The organism is Euzebya rosea (genome assembly GCF_003073135.1).
Classification (GTDB): Bacteria; Actinomycetota; Nitriliruptoria; order Euzebyales; family Euzebyaceae; genus Euzebya; species Euzebya rosea.
The window spans coordinates 105,417-120,787 of sequence record NZ_PGDQ01000006.1; the positions used below are offsets into that span (position 1 = coordinate 105,417).

Genomic DNA, 15,371 nt, shown 5'->3' on the forward strand with positions numbered 1-15,371 from the left:
CAGGAACTCGGTCGGTGGCTGGCGAAAAGGGAGGGGTGACGGCCGTTCGTTCGGTCCGTCGAGCCCGCCGAACAGAGCCGACCCTGCCGGAGCCGACATGACGAGCCACCCCCGGACCATCCAGACCACCCGACTGCGCCTCGTCGCCGCGCTCGTCGCGGTGCTGCTGGCCAGCATCGCCCTTCCGGCCGCGGCCGAGGACCCCTCCACCCCGGAGGAGGAGGACGTCCCGCACATCCTGATGTACTCGGGCACCGGCGGGTTCCGGCACGGGTCGATCGAGCACTCGGTCGAGGTCATCACGGCGCTGGCCGTCGAGACGGGCGCCTTCACGGTGTTCCACACCGAGGACGTCGTCGACTTCACCGCCGAGCGCCTGGCCGAGAGCGACATCGTGCTGTTCGCCAACACGACGGGCGAGACCCCGTTCACCGACGAGCAGAAGACGATGTTCGAGCAGTGGGTCCGTGACGGCGGTGGGTTCATGGGCATCCACGCGGCCGCGGACACCAACTACGAGTGGGACTTCTACCAGACCATGGTCGGGGCGGCGTTCGACAGCCACCCGCACACGGGCAACACGGTGTTCGTCGCCCCGGTCGACGAGCTCGACGAGGCCACCGTGCAGGTGGAGAACGCCGACCACCCGATCAACGCCGACGTCGAGGGCGACTCCTTCCCGCTCCGCGAGGAGTACTACAAGTGGCAGGTCAACCCGCGTGGCACCCAGGACGTACGTGTCCTGCTGAGCCTCGACGAGACCGACACCTACGGCTTCGGGAACCCGCCTTCCATGGGGCCGCTGAGCAGCAGCTACGACGACGACCAGCCGGTGGAGTGGGTCAAGACGGCCGACGGCCACGGCACCGGACGCGTCTGGTACTCCAACCTCGGCCACTACGACGAGACCTATGACCGCGCCGACTGGCAGGCCCGCTTCGTCAACGCCGTCGCCTGGGTGCACGAGGGCGTGCACTTCCCGCCGGGCCCCGACACCCCCGGTCCGACGACGCCGACGGTCGAGGAAGTCGTGACGGCCCCGCCCGGCAGCCTCGTCTTCGCCCCGAGCATCAACGTGATCCCCCAGGGACAGGGGCTGCTCCTGGCGAACCTCGACACCGTCCAGCACAACATCCAGTCCCGGAAGCAGGACGCGAACCGCAAGCCGTTGTTCCGCTCGGTGTTCGCGAACATCAACGGCGGCACGGCCAGCGTCGTGGGTGTCGCCGACCTCGAACCCGGTGACTACGAGTACTACTGCACCATCCACAGCGGCATGGTCGGGACCGTCACCATCGTCTGATCCGCAGCAGTCAGGCCTCGGCGCCCCGCAGCATGCGGGGCAGGGTCGCCAGCATCAGGAGTGCCCCCAGGGGGGTGATCGCCAGCGCCACGACCAGATCCAGGCGTTCGGCGACCAGGCCCACCAGCACGGGGGAGGACAGGAACCCCAGCCGGCTGGCGGCCGACACGAAGCTCCCGCCGGTGCCGGCCGGCCTGCCCAGCTGTCGTGCGGCGGCGTCGCCGGCGGTGAACATCAGCGGGAACACCGGTGAGGCGCCCAGCCCGCCGAGCAGCAACCCGACCAGCAGCGGCCAGGGCGACCCGGTGGTCGACGTCGCGAGCAGTCCGAGGCTGACGCCGACCAACGACGCCAGCCCTGCGCCGATCGCGACCCGGCGGCCGCCGAAACGGTCGACCAGCCGGTCCATCGCCGTCCGGCCCAGGAACACCCCGCCGACGAACACCAGCGGACCGGCGCCTGCCAGGCCGGGCGAGGCGCCCAGCTCGCGGGACAGCAGCAGGGCGCTCCAGTCCTGCGGCGGCACCTCGATCCACGCGGCCGCGACACCCATGACCCCGACGGCGCCGAGGGTCAGCAGCGGGCCGCGGCGCACCCACACGCCCTCGCGGAGGCTCGCGCGGTCTCCGGGACCGGCGTCCGGTCGGTCGGCCGCGGGCGGCGCGCCGTGGCGCTCGCGCAGGGCACGCCCGACGGTCAGCTGCAGCAGCCCCATCGCGGCTGCGACGATCCCGACGTGGAGCGCCACGGGCACGTCCGCCGCCGCCATGCCGGTCCCGACGGCAACCGCGGCGGTCGTGGTCCCCGACCACGTCGCATGCATCCGTCCCATGATCGACCGGCCGTGACGGTGCTGCTCGCCCAGCGCCAGCTCGTTCATCGCCGGATCCAGCACACCGTCGGCGAGCCCCATGACGAGCATGGCCAGGCCGAACACCCACAACGAGGGCGCGGCGCCGACAGCCACCCCGCCGAGCAGCATCACCGGCACCGCCACCCGGATCGTCGGGACGAAGCCACCGGCCCGACGCACCACCGCGGGCATCAGCGTGCTGCCGACCAGCCCGCCCAGTCCGCCGCCGAGCAGCGCGAGGCCGAACGCGGCCTCACCTGCCTCCAGCCGGTCGGCGAGCTGCGGGAAGCGCGGCAGCAACGACCCGTACACGCCGGCGTTGGCGGCGAACGTGGCGGCGACCGCCAGGAGGACCCGGCGGTCGGTCGTCCGGTCGGTGGGGGTCGGCTCGACGCCGGACGCCCCCGACCCGTCCACCTCAGGCAGATTTGGGCGAGATCCGGTAGCGGATCCCGGCCGGCTCCTTCCGGCGGTAGTCGGTGGACCGTTCGGCGACCGGACGACCGGCCGCTGCGGCCATGGCACGCAGGTCCTCCGGGTCCTTGCGGACACCGTGGTCGGACCCGGCCATGCGCGAGATGGTCTCCTCCATCAACGTGCCGCCCAGGTCGTTGACCCCGGCGTTGAGCAGCTCGGTGGTCCGCTCGACGCCGAGCTTCACCCAGCTGAGCTGGATGTTGTCGATCTCGCCCTGCAGCACCAGCCGGGCGATCGCGTGGACCTTGAGGGTGTCCTCCCACGACGGGCCGGGTCGGGCGACGCCGGCCAGGTAGATCGGCGACTGGGCGTGCACGAACGGCAGCGGCACGAACTCGGTGAACCGAGCGGGGTTGCCGGCCTCGCGACTGTCGACCTGGAGCTGGCGAAGCAGGTGCAGGTGGCCGGCCCAGTGGTGGGGCTGGTCGACGTGGCCGAACATCATCGTCGAGGTCGACGGGATGCCCAGCGCATGGGCGTTGCGCATGACGTCGACCCAGGCGGCGGTCGGCAGCTTGCCCTTGGTCAGGACCCAGCGGACGTCGTCGTCGAGGATCTCCGCGGCCGTCCCGGGGATGGTGTCCAGGCCCGCGGCCTTCGCCCGGCCCAGGAACTCCCGGACGCTGATGCCCGCCCGGGTGGCGCCGGTCACGACCTCCATGGGGGAGAACGCGTGGATGTGCATCTCGGGCACGCGGTCCTTGACGGCCCGCAGCAGGTGCTCGTAGTGGTCGGTCGGCAGGTCGGGATGGATGCCGCCCTGCATGCACACCTCGGTCGCGCCGAACGCCCAGGCCTCCTCCGCCCGGTCGGCGACCTCGTCGAGGGACAAGGTGTAGGCGTCGGGGTCGTCGCGTCGCTGGGCGAAGGCGCAGAACCGGCAGCCGACGTAGCAGACGTTGGTGAAGTTGATGTTGCGGTTGACGACGTAGGTGACGGTGTCGCCGACCCGGGCGCGGCGAACCTCGTCGGCGGCCTCGGTGACCGCCGTCAGGTCCGGGCCCTCGGCGCCGAACAGCACCAGCGCCTCCTCCTCGGTGGGCGGGGTCCCGTCGACCGCACGACGGAGGATGCCCACGACGTCACCGGTCAGGCGCTCGCGGACAGGGCGCCGCGCCAGCGACTCGGCGGCGATCAGGCTCGTGTCGCCGTAGACGTCGTCGGCGTCGGTGCGCAGCTCGCCCTCGCCCCGGCTCCAGCCGGTGACGCCCTCTCCTGCCTCGGCCGACGTCCAGCGGTCGTCGCCACCCTGCGCCTGGAGCATGTCGGGGGCCTGCCACGGCTGCGGCTGCGGCATCGTGTCGGGCCGGGCGAGGCCCTCGTCGGTGGCCAGCGCCTGGATCGGGCCGCGCATCTGCCCGGCCAGCCACGGGTCGGGCCGGCGAACCCACTCGGGGTAGGCGCACAGCCGCTCGGTCAGCACCTTCCCGGCGGCGGCGGTGCGGGCCGCCAGCTCGTCGAGGTGCGGCCAGGGGGCCTCGGGGTTGACGTGGTCGGGGGTGACCGGCGAGACGCCGCCCCAGTCGTCGATGCCGGCACCGACGATGGTCTCCACGTCGTCGGGGGACAGGTTCGGCGGGGCCTGCAGGTGCACCCGGGTGGGCAGGACCAGCCGGGCGGTGGCGACGGTGGCCAGCAGGTCGTCGCGGTCCGGCTCGGGGTGGCTGCGCATCGCGGTGTCCGGCTTGGCCCGGAAGTTCTGCACGATCACCTCCTGCAGGTGGCCGTACCGGCGGGCCGACGACGCCATCGCGAGCAGGGTGTCGGCCCGCTCCTCCGGGGTCTCGCCGATGCCGATCAGGATGCCCGAGGTGAACGGGACCGACTGCTTGCCCGCGTCCTCCAGGACCTGCAGTCGCACCGCCGGGACCTTGTCCGGGCAGTTGTGGTGCGGCATGCCCTTCTCGTGCAGCCGGTCGGAGGTGGACTCCATCATGATCCCCATCGAGCCCGACACGGGCTTGAGGGTCGCGAGGTCGGTCCACGACATCACCCCCGGGTTGAGGTGGGGGATCAGGCCCGTCTCCTCGATCACGTGGATCGCGGCGGCGCGGAGGTAGGCAAGCGTGGAGTCGTAGCCGCGTTCGTCCAGCCACTGGCGGGCGGCCGGGTAGCGGACCTCGGGCTGGTCGCCGAGGGTGAAGAGGGCTTCCTTGCAGCCGGCGGCGGCGCCTCGACGGGCGACCTCCACGACCTGCTCCAGCGACATGAACGCGGGGATGTCGCCCTTGGGCGGCCACGCGAACGTGCAGTACCCGCAGGTGTCACGGCACAGGTGGGTCAGCGGGACGAAGACCTTGCGGCTGTAGGTGATCCGGTCGCCGAACGCCTGGTCCCGGACACGGGCGGCCAACGACATCAGCCGCTGGAGGTCCTCGCCCCGGGCACGGATCAGGACCGCCGCCTCGTCGACGTTCAGCTGCTTGCCGGCGTCGGCGCGGGCAAGGGCACGGCGCATCGCGTGGGCGTTCACGGGGTCGGACGTGACGTGCGTTGCGTCGGCGGTGGACAGGTGACCAGAGTCGGTCTGTGTCATGGGCGACAAGGCTATAGCCGACTGGTCCGGACGCCACGAGCGCCGGATACGAAACGATGACGAGCGCTCCGGAACACGGAGAGCATGACCTAGGGTGATCGCGATCGGTGACGGGGGGCGCCGGGACCCGCCAAATGAAATGCAGCCCCAGGGGCTGCGCCAACGTGCCAGGAGGATCTTCGTGCATCTGTTCGTCCGTCGTCTTCGTCCCGGGGTCATCGCCCTGGTCGTGACCGCCGTGGTCGCGCTGCTCGGGCCGCTGCCCGCACTCGCCGCACCCCTGCCGGGCGGCACGCCGTCGGGCACCCCGCAGGGGTCCTTCACCGACCCGGGGTCCGGCCCGTCCGTGGCCGGCCTCGAATGGGCGGTCCAGCACCCCAACCTCGGCCGCAGCGGCCGCCAGAGCCTCGACCCGATCCGCGATGCCGAGGGCCACGTCGTCCTGAACGCCTACGAGGTCCGGACCGACGGCACCCGGGTGGACGTGCTCGTCGCCATCGACCCGACCGACGGGTCCATCGCCTGGCAGCTGGACGAGATGGCCGACAGCTGCCTGCCGGTGGCCAGCGACGACGGGTTCGTCTACGCCTACACGGTCGGGGGCGGTGGCCACACCGCCACCGATGGGCCGGGGATCCTGGAGATCGACGCGTCGGACGGATCGGTCGTCAGGTCGTGGGAGGACCAGGTCGCCAACGTCCCCGGCGACCCCGCTGACGCGGGCAACCCCATGTGCGGCGGCTCGACGTTCACCGAGGCGCGGCTGGTCCTGACCGGCGACACCCTGCTGTTCACCCAGCGCCGCAACTTCGACCGTTGGCTGGTCGCCGTGGACGTGTCCGGCGCCGACATGGTCCTGGCCTGGGAGGAGTACTTCGACGGCTGGGAGGGGGCGTTCTTCCCGACGCCGATCGTCAGCCCGGACGGTGACGTCGCCTACTTCGCCAACCAGCGCGGCTTCGACAACGACGAGCCGAACGTGATCAGCGTCTTCGACGTCGACACCGGCGCCGAGCTCGGTTCGCTCGAGGTCGGCGACGTCGAGCACATGACCGCCGTCGACGGTGGCGTGCTGGTCCACACCGGCGACTTCCCCGAGCGGCTGACCCGCTACGACCGGTCCGGCGGCACCCTCGTCCAGGACTGGTCGGTCGTCTACGAGCGCGACACGGACGTCGACGAGGCCGGGCTGGGCTACTGGGTCGACAACCTGGCCGTGGTCGACGACCTGATCGTCACCGCGGAACCCAGCGGCAGCCCGCTGTTCGCCATCTCCCTGGAGACGGGCCAGCCGGTGTGGGAGCACGACCCCACGCCCTCCTTCATCAACGTCGCCGCACCGCGCATCGATGCGAAGGGCCGCGTCTGGTACTCCGTCTTCGGCTTCGGGCTGACCGCCGTCGACGGCGCGACCGGGCAGCTGGTCACCACCTCCGGTGACGACCCCGACACCTTCTTCGGTGACTTCCGCGGCGAGCGGATCGCGCCGATCCTCGACGACGGCCGGGTCATCATGGTCAACCAGGCCTTCGCCGCCCCGGCCCCCGACAACGACGTGGGGCTCCAGCTGGCCGCGGTCAGCCAGGGCACCGCGCGCCTCGAGGCGGAGACCCCTGATGACGTCGCCATCCAGATCTGCCAGCTGCTGTTCCCGACCGACGACAGCGCCGGCGGGATCGTCCTGGCCCGCAACGACGTGTTCGCCGACGCCCTCGCGGGGGCCCCGCTGGCCGGTGACGAGGCCTGCATCCTCTACACGCCGGGTGGCGCCGGGGTCGCCCTGGACGACGACACCCGGGCCGAGATCGACCGGGCCCTGCCCGACGGCGGTCGGGTCAACATCCTCGGCAGCGAGAACGCCGTGTCGGCGGAGGTCGAGCAGGAGCTGCGCGACGCCGGCTACGAGATCGTCCGCTTCGGGGGCGCCAGCCGGGTCGAGACGGCGGTGGAGATCGCGGTGGAGGTCCTGCGTCGCAACCCCGGCACCACGGAGGTGCTGCTGGCGACCGGGAACAACTTCCCGGACTCCGTGCTCGGCGGCGCGTTCGGTGGCGCGGTCGGCCGTCCGATCCTGCTGACCGTCGGCGACGACCTGCACCCGGCGACCGCCCAGCTGATGGCCGACGAGAACATCGCCACGACCGTCGCGCTCGGCGGCTCGGCCGTCGTGCCCGACGCCGCGGTCGCACAGGCCCCCGGTGGTCGTCGCCTTGCCGGGGCGAACCGCTTCGAGACGGGTGCGCTGATCGCCAGCGACCTGTGGCCCGAGGTCATCGGGTCCCCGGACCCCGCCTCCCGCGAGTTCGTCGTCGTGGACCTGTCCAACTCCCGCGACGGCGACGCCTGGACCTACGCCCTGGCCTCGGCCCCGCTGGCCGTGCGTCGCGGCGCCCCGCAGCTGGGCGTCGAGCCGACGCGCCTGCCGCAGGAGACCCTGGACTTCCTCGACGCCATCGGGTTCACCTCCCCGCCGGGCCTGACCGTCGTCGGTGGCGTGGCCGTGGTCAGCGAGGCCGTCGTCACACAGATCGAGGAGGGCGCGGGCGGCTGAGGCTCGTGCGTCGTGGCCCGGCCGCCAATAGGCTGCCGGGCCACATGAACGGATCACCCAGGATCGTCTCGCTCGCCGGCGGCATCGGTGCCGCACGGTTCCTCCGCGGACTGGTCCGCGCCGTCGACCCCGCGTTGCTGACGGTCGTCGCCAACACCGGCGACGACCTGGCGATCCACGGCCTGCACGTCTCGCCGGACCTCGACACGATCACCTACACCCTCGGTGGTGGCGTGCACCCCGAGCAGGGGTGGGGCAGGGAAGGAGAGACCTTCGCGGTCGCGGAGGAGCTGAAGGGCCGCTACGGCCAGCCCGACTGGTTCACCCTCGGCGACCGCGACATCGCCACCCACCTCGTCCGGGCCCGGATCATCGGCGAGGGCGGCACACTGACCGACGCCACCCGCACGATCGCCCGCGCCTGGCACCTGCCGTTCGAGCTGCTGCCGATGACCGATGCGAGGGTCGCCACCCGGGTACGGACCAGCGACGGCCGCGACCTGCACTTCCAGGAGTGGTGGGTCGGCGAACGGGCGGCCTCACCGATCGATCGGGTCTGGCTCGAGGGAGGGGAGGAGGCCCGGGCCACCGACGCCGTCGTCGCGGCCATCGAGGCCGCAGACGTGGTCGTCCTGTGCCCCTCCAACCCCGTCGTGTCGATCGGCACGATCCTCGACACCGCCCCCGTCCGTGACCTCCTTCACCGCACGCCGGTCGTCGGGGTCAGCCCGATCGTCGGCGGCCGCGTCGTGCGGGGCATGGCCGACAAGCTGCTGCCGGCCGTCGGTGCGGAGGTCAGCGCCGCCGGGGTGGCTGCGCTCTACGCCGACTTCCTCGACGGCTGGGTGATCGACACCGCCGACGCCGACAGCGCCGACACCATCCGCGCGACCGGGGTCGAGGTCGCCGTCACCGACACGATGATGGTCGACGTGGACGTCGCGACCCGGCTGGCCGAGACCGCCCTGGGCATGCTCGGCACCCTCCAGGCGGCCTGATCGCCGGCCGGGTCACGACCCGACCGGCGCGTCCGGGGCACGAGGGGTGCGATCAGCGCAGCTGGCCCATCAAGGCGACCATGTCGGTGTCGTCGTGCAGCTGGTGCTGCAGGAAGAACCGGCTGATCCCGGCCTCGCGGTACTCCTCGAGGCGGGCCTGGGCCTGCTCGACGGTGCCGACGACCCACTCGTCCCGCAGCCCGGCCAGCCACTCCTCGACGCTGCCATCGGCGCTGGACCACGACATGATCCGCTCCGCCCGGGCGCGGACGTCGGCCTCGGTCTCGCCGAGGATGCACCCGGTCATGATCGACATCGGCAACGGGTCGCGGCCGACGTCCGCGCAGGCGGCGTCCAGGCGGGCCTTGCGTTCGCGGACGGCGTCGGTGCTGGGGAAGGTCGTGTTGTACTCGTCGGCCCACCGGGCGGCCAGCGCCGCCCCCCGCGGCTGGGCCTGCCCGCCCATGATGATCGGCACGTGGCCGAGCGGCTTGGGACGTGCCCGGCAGTCGGCCAGCGTGTAGTGCTCGCCGTCGAAGTCGAAGGACTCCTCGGTCCACTGTCGGCGGATGATCTCGATCTGCTCGGCCATCACGTCGTAGCGCGTGCCGAGGTCGGCGAAGTCGAAGCCGTACATCGAGTGCTCGAGCGCGTTCCAGCCGGCACCGAATCCCAGCTCCACACGGCCACCGGACACGTGGTCGGCGACAACGACCTGCTTCGCGAGCACCGACGGGTGCCGGAAGGACGCCGGCGAGACCATGGTGCCCAGCTGGATGGTGTCGGTCATGGCGGCGAGGGCCGCCAGCGTCGACCACGCGTCGAGCGCGCTGCGCTCGGTGCGGCCCTGCACGCTGGCGTAGTGGTCGCTGCGGAAGAGGCCCTGGAGCCCAGCGGACTCCGCCGCCTCCGCGAGCGCGACCCAGTGCGCCCAGGTCACGGACTCCTGTCCTTCGATCATGAGGTTGATTGCCGTGGTGGTTGCCATGGTCCCACTGTGCCCGAATAGCCTGTCGCCACATGCACATCACCCTGCTGCCCGTCGAGGGAATCGGTGAGGTCCGGGCCGGTGACGACCTTCCCGGCCTGATCAGCGCCGCCGTCGGCCTGCGCGACGGCGACGTCGTGGTGGTGTCGTCCAAGGTGGTCAGCAAGTCGATGGGGCTGACCGCCGCGCCGCGGGCCGGTGAGCAGGTGGAGGACGCCCGGCGTCGCATCGCGATGGCCGACGAGGTCGTGGTCGACACCCCCCATGTCGTCGTCGTCCGGACTCCCCACGGCTTCGTGTGCGCCAACGCCGGCATCGACGCCTCCAACGTGCCCGGCGGTGAGCTGCTGCTGCTGCCCGACGACGTGGACGCGGCCGCCGCGGACATCCGCGCGGGGCTGCGTCGCCTGACCGGCGTCGACACCGCGGTGATCGTCTCCGACACCTTCGGCCGTGCCTGGCGGGAGGGCCAGACCGACGTCGCGCTGGGGGTTGCCGGCATGCAGGCCCTGCGCGACGAACGCGGCACCGTCGACCGGGAGGGTCAGGCGCTGCGCGTGACGCTGATCGCCCAGGCCGACCAGATCGCCGGTGCGGCCGACATGGTCCGCGACAAGGCCGCCGGGGTGCCCGTCGTCGTCGTCCGCGGGCTGGACGTGGTGGCCCCCTCGGCGACGGGCGGCGGACAGGCGCTGGTCCGGGGGCCCGAGACCGACCTGTTCCCCCACGGACGGGGCTGGCTGGCCCGTCGCCTGGCAACGGGGGAGGGGGCGCCGGTGCGGGCCGGCCTGCCCGAGGCGTGGGAGTGGCAGCGGGTCGCCGAGGCGGCGGGGGGCGGGTCGTTTGTGGCCGACCGCATCGACGTGGCCGACGGGCTGGCTGCAGGCCGTGCCGAGGCAGCGCTGCTGGACCTGGGCTACGACGCCGCGGTGCACCACGGTGACGGCTGGACGGTCGTCGTCCGGCCGGTGGGCTGACCGGAGACAGGGGGGCCGGTGGTGTCCGGCCGGTGCCTTACAGGGTTGCGTCCTGGCTCGCCGAGTCCTGCAGGGCGCCGTCCACGATGCGGACCGTGCGGTCGCCGTAGTCGAGCACCCGCTCGTCGTGGGTCACCACGATCGCCGCGACGCCCCGGTCCTTGACCTCGCGGCGCAGCAGCTCCATGACCTGCTGGCCGAGCTCGCTGTCGAGCGCCGACGTGGGTTCGTCGACCAGCACGAGCGCCGGGTCGTTCATGAGCGCTCGACCGATGGCCACGCGCTGCTTCTGCCCGCCGGACAGCTGCGAGGGCAGGTTGCCGGCACGGTCGCCGAGGCCCAGTTCGTCCAGAAGCTGGTCCGCCCGCTGCTTGGCCGCCCTGTCGATCCGGCTGCCGCCGAAGTCCCGGACGACCAGCAGGTTCTCGCGGGCGGTCAGGAACGGCACCAGGTTCACGGACTGGAAGACGAAGCCGATCCGGTCGCGACGGAACGCCGCCAGCTGCCGGCTGTCGAGCGTGTCGACCGCCTCGTCGCCGACGACGACGCGGCCGCTCGTCGGCTGCAGCAGCGCACCGGCGACCGTCAGGAGGGTCGTCTTGCCGGACCCGGACGGGCCCACGAGGATGACCATCTCGTCGGTGGCGACCTGCATGGAGACGTCGTCGAGCGCGACGACCTGCTGCTCGCCCTCCCCGTAGGTCTTGCGGACGTTGTCGAGTTCGAGTGCATGCATGGAGGTCATCCGATCGCGGAGGCGGGGTCGATGCGCACGATCCGCCGGAGGGTCAGGAGGCTGCCGAGCAGCGCGGTGAGGACGGTGCCGCCCGCGATCAGCCCGACGCGGGCGGGCAGGATGCGGATGGGCAGGTCGGCCGGGAGCAGGCCGGTGAAGGCGAACGCGACGACGATGCCGGCCACCAGGGCGACGGCGCTGATCGCCACGGCCTGCACGGCGAGCCCGGTCAGCAGGTCGCGGGTCCCCGCACCGAGTGCCTTCAGCACCGCGTACAAGCCGACGCGTTCCAGCACGATCAGCGCGAAGAAGAGGCCGATGACCAGCAGCGTGACGGCGAACGTCACGCCGATGATCCCCTCGAAGGTCGAGGACTGCTGCTGGACCACGTCGAGGGCGAGGATGGCGTCCTCCGGCGTGACGGCGTCGACGCCCTCGGCCACCGATCCCTGCGCCAGGGCGTCGGCGGACCCGGTCGGGATGAGCACGAGCGCCTGGGATGCCCCGGCGGGCAGCACGTCGGCGGGGGCGGCGTCCATCGCGACGTCACGCCACTGGTCCCACGGCAGCCACACCGTCGGGGATCCCTGCGTCAGGTCGTCGATCAGGTCGCTGACGGTCACGGGGGTGGCCGCGGGACCGATCTCGATCACGTCGCCCACCTCGATCCCGGTCAGCTCGGCCAGGGTCGCGTCGACGATGGCGCCGTCGGGGGACGGGGCCGGCAGCACGTCGGTGCCGAGGTCGTAGCCGAACACGGCGACGTCCTCGACGGTGTCGGTGTCCCGGGGCACCGCGGTCGTGTCGACCCGTCCGAGGCGGCCGACCGCGTCGACGTCGTCCCGTGCCTCCAGCTCCTCGGCGGTGTCGGCCCCGACGACCGACCGCTGCAGCTGCAGCTCGGCGCTGTCGGCGAAGGCCAGCACCATGCCGTCGTGGGCACGGTAGGCCCCGGTCTGGCTGCCCTCCAGTCCGTCGAGGAACCCCCCGAGGACCAGCAGCAGCACGACGAGCAGGGTCAGGGCGGCGGTGACGGGCGCGAAGCGGCCGGGCTCGCGTTGCAGCTCGCGGATGGCGATGCGCATCTAGGCCACCCCTCCCGTGGTCGCGTCGATCGGGTCGATGGCCAGCACGCGCCGGACGGCGCCGACGGACGCCAGCAGGCCGAGCACGACGATCGCACTGACCGAGGCGACCGTGGTCCCGGTCGACAGGGACGACCCGAAGACGTCCCGGGTGACCGACAGCAGGCCCGAGGTGGCGACGACGCCGAGCACCGATCCGAGCCCCACCACCGCCACGGCCTGCAGGAGCACCGGCTTGACGACGTCCCCGCGGCTGCCGCCGATGGCTCGCAGCAGGACGAGGGCCTCGGTCTTCTGCACCGTGAGGATGAGGAAGAACACGCCGGTCACGATCGTGACCACGATGTAGAGCAGTAGGTAGAGGATGGAGAAGGACCGGGTGATCTGGCCGACGCCGGGGATCGCGTCGGTGGCCGTGGCGCGGTCGACCGCCTCGAGTCCGTCCACCCGATCGGTGATGGCCGTGGCAACCGCTGCGGGGTCGGCTTCGTCGGTGACGGTGACGCCGATCCACGAGACGGGCACGTCGATCGGGGCGCCGGCGCGCGCACGGACCGCCTCGGTATAGGTGTCCAGCGGCACGTAGAACGTCGGCAGCACGTTCAGCGCCGCATCGCTGCTGGTGCCGACCACCGTCAGCGTCCGATCACCCACCTGCACCGTGTCGTCGACGGCGAACGCGCTGTCCAGGCTGCTGCCGCTGAACAGGGCCTCGTCCGGTGCCTCGGGTCGCCTGCCCTCGTCGACGTCCCGGGGGCTGGCAGGGCCCGCAGGGTCACCCCCGACGATCGCGATGTCGGTGTCACCGACGTCGGTCGTTGCGGTGAAGACGCTGACCCCGACGGGCGTCGCGTCCCGGACTCCCTCGACGTCGGCAACGGCGTCGGCCGCATCGAGGGTGACGACGCTGGCGAAGGGGTTCAGCCGGGCCCGGTCGGAGTAGACGAACACGTCGGCCCGGTTGGACTCGAACGCACCCGTCAGCCCGCTGGTCAGGGCGCCGGCGACGGTCTGGAAGAACAGCAGCAGCAGCACGAGGAGGGCGACCGCACCGACGAGCAGCGCGAATCGTCCCGGGGCGCGCCGCATCTCGGCGAGGGCGATGAACACGGCGCCAGTATGCGACACGACGTCGTGTCGTAAACAGGTGGGTAGGATCTCGCCATGCCGTCGCTGTGGGCCGACTCCCTGGACGAGCACCGCGAGCTGGTGCTCGGCAAGGTGCTGGCGGCCTACGAGGCGCTGCGTGCCGAGGTCGGGGTCGAGGCCGTCACCCTGACCGCCGTCGCCCAGCGCGCGGGAATCGCCCGCAGCGCCCTCTACAACTACGTCAAGGACAAGCACGGCCTGGTCCTGCTGCACGCCGAGCGGACCATGAGCGGGGCCGAGCAGCAGCTGCAGGCCGGACTCGCGGGGGTCGACGGTGCCGCGGCGCGGCTGCGGCGGTTCATCGCCATGAACATGGCCATGTACGCGGCCGTGCCGGCTGCGGCCGATGACCTCATGCCCATGCTGGACGCCGAGGAACAGCAGCGGATGCGTGACGCCCTCGCCCCGATCCGGGCGATGCTCCACGAGATCGTGGCCGACGGTGTCGCGTCCGGCGACTTCCGGGGGCGGACCGAGGACCTGGTCGAGCTGCTGTCCGCCACGATCGGGGGGTACCGGCTTCCGGTGGCCAGCGGTCGGGTGGACCCGCAGCGGGCGGCGGAGGTGGTCGGCGAGGTGCTCCTCGCGGGCCTCCAGCACGCAGCGCTGCCGGCGGAGGAGGACTGACGGCGCCGGACACGAACGGGCGCGTCGGCCGTCGAACGCGGTTGGTTCCGCCACCCCGATACACTCTGCGTTCGCGCGCCCGCTCACCGGGCGCACTTGCGTCATCACTGCCAGCCCAGGGGACGCCGCGCTCGAACCCCGAGTGTGCCCCCAGACGGAGGAACCACTCGCCGTGTCCGAAGAAGAACAGTTCGAATCCAAGCGCGAGCGCCAGAAGGCCCGCCGCGCTGCCCGCCTCGAGCAGGAGGCCCAGCAGGCCAAGGCCGAGGGTGTCCGCCGGACGGCCACCTACGGCATCGTCGGCCTCGTCGTCGTCGCGCTGATCGGGCTGCTGGTGTTCCGGCAGATCCAGAAGGGCCAGCAGGAGGAGGAGCAGGCGGCCGAGGTCGCGGCACGCCTCGACGAGCTGGGGTGCACGCCCGACGAGCGGCAGGCCGACCTCGGTGGCGGTCACATCTCCGGCACCGGCGACGCCCTCTCGCAGGAGCCGCCGTCGGTCATCTACCCCGACGCCCCGCCGTCCTCGGGTCGCCACATCGGCCAGGTCGCCCCCTCGGGCGTCTACGACGTGAAGATCGACCCGCGCTTCACCACCCACAACCTGGAGCACGGCTACATCGTGGCCTGGTACGACGCGGACTCGCCCGCCGACCAGGTCGAGGAGCTCAAGGCCTGGGGTGAGGAGATGCTCGACGGGGACTACCCCAAGCTGATCGTCAGCGAGTACTTCGAGGACATCCCCGACGCGAACTTCGCCTACACGGCCTGGTTCTTCCGCCAGACCTGCGACACCTTCGACGCCGACGTGGCCGAGGTGTTCACCCGCACGCACTACGACACCAACGGTGAGGGCCCCGAGAAGGGCATCCCGACCCACAACGTCGGTGCGCAGGGCGTCATCGACCCGGAGGGGGAGGACCTGTTCCTGCCGCCGCTGGACGAGGAGTTCGGGACCAGCTCCGCCGTCGACGACGTCGAGGGCGCCGAGCCGGCGACCGACGTCGACCCGGGCAACGAGGACGCCGAGGCCGAGGACGAGCCCGTCGAGGCCGCCACGGAGTAGTCGCCACCCGGCGAACGAACACCCACGA

General features: G+C 72.1%; 12 protein-coding genes. 6 read left to right on the forward strand and 6 right to left on the reverse strand.

What is annotated here, in order from left to right; translation table 11 throughout:
* The first annotated feature begins 97 nt into the window (after positions 1-97).
* Positions 98-1,303, forward strand: a complete 1,206-nt coding sequence (locus CUC05_RS09580; protein WP_170127969.1) for a ThuA domain-containing protein — start codon at positions 98-100, stop codon at positions 1,301-1,303.
* A gap of 10 nt (positions 1,304-1,313) precedes the next feature.
* Here CUC05_RS09580 and CUC05_RS09585 read toward each other — a convergent pair whose 3' ends face one another.
* Together CUC05_RS09585 and CUC05_RS09590 are read right to left on the reverse strand one after the other, a co-directional pair.
* A complete protein-coding gene (locus tag CUC05_RS09585; protein WP_108665885.1) occupies positions 1,314-2,573 on the reverse strand; it encodes an MFS transporter in 1,260 nt (419 codons plus the stop codon).
* Position 2,574: 1 nt separating this feature from the next.
* On the reverse strand, positions 2,575-5,169 hold the full coding sequence (locus CUC05_RS09590; protein WP_108665886.1) for a bifunctional FO biosynthesis protein CofGH: 2,595 nt from the start codon (positions 5,167-5,169) through the stop codon (positions 2,575-2,577).
* A 181-nt stretch (positions 5,170-5,350) separates the two neighbouring features.
* Here CUC05_RS09590 and CUC05_RS09595 point away from each other — a divergent pair, with 181 nt between their 5' ends.
* Both CUC05_RS09595 and cofD read left to right on the forward strand, forming a co-directional pair.
* Positions 5,351-7,720 carry a cell wall-binding repeat-containing protein gene (locus tag CUC05_RS09595; RefSeq protein WP_170127970.1) on the forward strand — a complete coding sequence of 790 codons (2,370 nt, stop codon included), beginning with the start codon at positions 5,351-5,353 and terminating at the stop codon, positions 7,718-7,720.
* Positions 7,721-7,764: 44 nt separating this feature from the next.
* Complete coding sequence (cofD, locus tag CUC05_RS09600) at positions 7,765-8,718, forward strand: 2-phospho-L-lactate transferase (protein ID WP_108665888.1); 954 nt, start codon at positions 7,765-7,767, stop codon at positions 8,716-8,718.
* Between the two features lie 52 nt (positions 8,719-8,770).
* Here the strand turns inward: cofD and CUC05_RS09605 are convergent, their stop codons facing one another.
* Positions 8,771-9,706 (reverse strand): TIGR03560 family F420-dependent LLM class oxidoreductase, encoded by a 936-nt coding sequence (locus CUC05_RS09605; RefSeq protein WP_108665889.1) that lies wholly within the window; start codon positions 9,704-9,706, stop codon positions 8,771-8,773.
* 32 nt (positions 9,707-9,738) lie between these two features.
* On the opposite strand from CUC05_RS09605, the gene cofE reads away from it, so the two are divergent.
* Positions 9,739-10,683 carry a coenzyme F420-0:L-glutamate ligase gene (gene cofE / locus CUC05_RS09610; protein ID WP_108665890.1) on the forward strand — a complete coding sequence of 315 codons (945 nt, stop codon included), beginning with the start codon at positions 9,739-9,741 and terminating at the stop codon, positions 10,681-10,683.
* Between the two features lie 37 nt (positions 10,684-10,720).
* Here the strand turns inward: cofE and CUC05_RS09615 are convergent, their stop codons facing one another.
* The 3 genes from CUC05_RS09615 to CUC05_RS09625 are packed head-to-tail and all read right to left on the reverse strand — an operon-like array spanning position 10,721 to position 13,614.
* Positions 10,721-11,419, reverse strand: coding sequence for an ABC transporter ATP-binding protein (locus tag CUC05_RS09615; RefSeq protein ID WP_108666140.1), 699 nt, complete (start codon positions 11,417-11,419; stop codon positions 10,721-10,723).
* 5 nt (positions 11,420-11,424) lie between these two features.
* Positions 11,425-12,504: an ABC transporter permease gene (locus tag CUC05_RS09620; protein ID WP_108665891.1), complete on the reverse strand. Its 1,080-nt coding sequence runs from the start codon at positions 12,502-12,504 to the stop codon at positions 11,425-11,427.
* On the reverse strand, positions 12,505-13,614 hold the full coding sequence (locus CUC05_RS09625; RefSeq protein WP_108665892.1) for an ABC transporter permease: 1,110 nt from the start codon (positions 13,612-13,614) through the stop codon (positions 12,505-12,507).
* Between the two features lie 54 nt (positions 13,615-13,668).
* Between CUC05_RS09625 and CUC05_RS09630 the strand changes: the two genes are divergently transcribed.
* Together CUC05_RS09630 and CUC05_RS09635 are read left to right on the forward strand one after the other, a co-directional pair.
* Positions 13,669-14,280: a TetR/AcrR family transcriptional regulator gene (locus CUC05_RS09630; protein WP_108665893.1), complete on the forward strand. Its 612-nt coding sequence runs from the start codon at positions 13,669-13,671 to the stop codon at positions 14,278-14,280.
* Positions 14,281-14,452: 172 nt separating this feature from the next.
* Complete coding sequence (locus tag CUC05_RS09635; RefSeq protein ID WP_108665894.1) at positions 14,453-15,343, forward strand: DUF3105 domain-containing protein; 891 nt, start codon at positions 14,453-14,455, stop codon at positions 15,341-15,343.
* The last annotated feature ends 28 nt before the right edge of the window (positions 15,344-15,371 follow it).